This is a genomic window from Sinorhizobium sp. 8-89 (genome assembly GCF_030124325.1).
Classification (GTDB): Bacteria; Pseudomonadota; Alphaproteobacteria; order Rhizobiales; family Rhizobiaceae; genus Sinorhizobium.
This window is the reverse complement of record NZ_JASKLR010000067.1, coordinates 1-2811: the sequence shown is the minus strand read 5'-3', so window position 1 is coordinate 2811 and position 2811 is coordinate 1. Positions and strand designations below refer to the sequence as shown.

Annotated in this window: 4 protein-coding genes; all 4 read right to left on the bottom strand. The window is 59.6% G+C overall.

Annotated elements, in window-relative coordinates:
* Positions 1–15: 15 nt before the first annotated feature.
* A complete protein-coding gene (locus tag QN219_RS33620) occupies positions 16–312 on the bottom strand; it encodes a hypothetical protein (RefSeq protein ID WP_284004734.1) in 297 nt (98 codons plus the stop codon).
* Complete coding sequence (gene tnpC, locus QN219_RS33615; RefSeq protein WP_284004733.1) at positions 312–1934, bottom strand: IS66 family transposase; 1623 nt, start codon at positions 1932–1934, stop codon at positions 312–314. Before tnpC ends, QN219_RS33620 begins: the two co-directional genes overlap by 1 nt.
* A 64-nt stretch (positions 1935–1998) precedes the next feature.
* Positions 1999–2346, bottom strand: coding sequence for an IS66 family insertion sequence element accessory protein TnpB (gene tnpB, locus QN219_RS33610; protein ID WP_284004732.1), 348 nt, complete (start codon positions 2344–2346; stop codon positions 1999–2001).
* The gene (tnpA, locus tag QN219_RS33605) at positions 2343–2711 is read right to left on the bottom strand and encodes an IS66-like element accessory protein TnpA (protein WP_026618167.1); all 369 of its coding nucleotides are present in this window, start codon (positions 2709–2711) and stop codon (positions 2343–2345) included. Before tnpA ends, tnpB begins: the two co-directional genes overlap by 4 nt.
* Positions 2712–2811: the final 100 nt, after the last annotated feature.

Here is a 2811-nt window from a genome sequence, read left to right as displayed (position 1 = left end):
GTAACCGGCCGATTGCTACCGCGGAGATTTTGCTTTGATGCGGGCGATGAGTTCTTCGTCGTCGACAAAGCTGTCGAGGAAGTCGTTCCACTCCTGAGTTGAGCGGCGAGCATAGGAGAGCATCTGCTCCAACTCCTCCATGCCGTCGTCTGTCAGGGCGGTGATGGATTCGTCCTCACCGTTATTGACGCTGATGATACTGCCGTAGGTCAGGTTGTCATCGTTGCTGACGATCGCCTGGAGAAGCTCCGGATCCTCGCCAAGAATTTCGGCAACGTATTTGATGGTGCGGACATAAGTGACTGTTGCCATCAGGCCGCCTCGGCGCAGATGACGGCAACAGGTGACCAATTCCAGGGGAGCAGTTCGTCGAGGCGATTGATCTTATGATCGTGGATACGATCGAGCACATCGGCCAGATAGGCCTGCGGATCGAGGCCATTCATCTTGGCCGTTTCGATGATCGTCATGGCACGCGCCAGTGTCTCCGCACCGGTGTCTGCGCCGGCAAAGAGCCAATTTTTCCTTCCAATTCCAACCGGGCGCAGGGCTCGCTCAGCAGCATTGTTGTCGATCGCAACACGGCCGTCCTCCAGGAACAGGCAGAATGATGGCCACCGACTCAGGCCATAGCGGAAAGCTTGCGCCAGATCGCCCTTGCCCGGAATGCGGGTCAACTGCGCCTCGGCCCAGACGCGCAAGGCTTCGACTTTTGCCTTGCTGTGCTTTTGACGCGCGGCGAGGCGGATATCGGCAGGCTGACCCACAATCTCACGTTCAATGTCGTAAAGCGCGCCGATACGGTCGAGAGCCTCGCGTGCGATCTCGGATTTATTCGAGGTCCAGATATCGTGGAAGTCGCGTCGCCAGTGTGCCCAGCAGGCCGCCTCACGGAAGCGGGATGTCCCATCCCCTCCAGGGTCATACAGCTTGCCGTAGCCTTTGTAGCCATCAGCCTGAAGGATGCCGCTTGTCTGTTCGAGGTGACGGTGGACGTGCTCTTCCTTCCAGTCGGGGGCGAAGTAATAGACCGCACCCGGTGGAGCCACACCCGCCCAGGGACGTTGATCGCGGACATAGGCCCAGATCCTGCCTTTCTTCACGCCTTTGCCCAGCCCCTTATCCCGCAGCGAACGATCGAGCACCCGGATCGGGGTGTCGTCGGCATGAAGAAGGTCACTGCCCATGATCGCCGCCTCGATCCGCTCGATCAAAGGCTGAAGCACCCGCATGGCGCGACCGCACCAATCGACCAGCGTGCTGTCGGGAATGTCGGCGCCCATGCGGGCGAAGATCTCGTTCAGGCGATAGAGGGGCAGATGGTCGTCGAACTTCGAGACCAGGATGTAAGCCAGAAGCCCGGCACCTGCCATGCTGCCCGGTATCGGGCGGCTTGGCGCCGGCAACTGCACCATCTTCTCGCAGCAACGGCAGGACTTCTTCAATCGGGCGACCTCGACGACCTTCATCTGCGCCGCGATCATGTCGAGGATTTCGCTGGCGTCTTCACCCACCAGGCGCAGTTCTCCTCCGCAATCGGGGCAGACTCTGCCGGGATCGATTTCCCTGCGCTCGCGCACGGCCTTTTCTGATACGCGTGGACGCCTGCGGATCACCTTCTCCCTGGAAGGATCTGTGGACGCCTGCGGGACGATCTCATCGTCCTCGTCTATTGGTTTGGTGCTGTTCTCCGACGCTGCGATCAACAAATCCTCCAGCGCCAGTTCCAATTGCTGGATTTCGCGCTCGATCTTCTCGGAGGATTTGCCGAAGGCCTGTTTCCTTAGCCTCGCGATGCGCAGCCGCAGGTCCTGGATCAATTGGTCGTGCGCCCGCAACGTCGCCGACATCTTCGCATTTTCCGCCTGCAAGGCAGCGATCATCGCCTTCAGGAAGGCGGGATCATCGGGAAGATTTTGGCTCGCGTTCGACATGAGCCTGACTATCAAAAATCAGGACGAATTGCCATAAAAACAATAAGATTCAGAGAGATATAAATCAGCCGACACGTGCCGGTGGTGCGCCCCAGTTTGGACGCCGCCAATCGATCCCTTCCCATAACATCGCCATCTGCGCCGACGTCAGCCGGGCTGTCCCGTCGGCCGCCGAAGGCCAGGGGAAACGTCCCTTTTGCAGAATTTTGTAATACAGGCAGAAGCCCTGCCCATCAAAATAAAGGAGCTTCAAACGATCACCACGTCTGCCTCGAAAGGCGAAGACCGCGCCCCCGGTCGGCCTCTGGCGCAACACGTCCTGCGCCAGCGCAGCCAGACCCTCTATTCCTTTGCGCATGTCCGTAACCCCGCAAGCCAGGTACACGCGCACGCCAGTCCCTGGTCCGATCATGCCGCTTCCACCGCCCGGATAAGCCGCGTCAGGACGCTGGCGTTCACGCCGCTGTCGAAGCAAAGGCTGCGACCGCGGGGCAATCGCAACTCGATCATCCCAGATCGGTCCTGTTGATCGCCATGTTGCTCGGTCTGCACGGCACTCATGTCGACGGGAATAAACACCGCATTGGTGGATGGCGACAACAATCCCTTCTTCTTCAGCTCGCTGCGCCAGGTGTAAATCTGCTGCCGCGTCACGTGGTGCCGATGAGCCACCTCCGTCACCGTAGCTCCCGAAACCCCAACCGACATGACGATCTCGCGCTTTTCTTCGTCGCGCCATCGCCGCCGCCGTTCCTGCCCAAGAATTTCCACGCGCATCGTAACACTCGCCTAAGACACGTCCCTAACGACGTCGTTAAACACGTGTCTTAGGCCATCAAGGCCCAATCCGGCAGGCGGTCACAATCGGGCGGTTACC

What these genes read in the sequence shown, in the direction of transcription:
- QN219_RS33620 (WP_284004734.1), bottom strand. Translation starts at nt 312, where the DNA reads ATGGCAACAGTCACTTATGTCCGCACCATCAAATACGTTGCCGAAATT.
- tnpC (WP_284004733.1), bottom strand. Translation starts at nt 1,934, where the DNA reads ATGTCGAACGCGAGCCAAAATCTTCCCGATGATCCCGCCTTCCTGAAG.
- tnpA (WP_026618167.1), bottom strand. Translation starts at nt 2,711, where the DNA reads ATGCGCGTGGAAATTCTTGGGCAGGAACGGCGGCGGCGATGGCGCGAC.
- tnpB (WP_284004732.1), bottom strand. Translation starts at nt 2,346, where the DNA reads ATGATCGGACCAGGGACTGGCGTGCGCGTGTACCTGGCTTGCGGGGTT.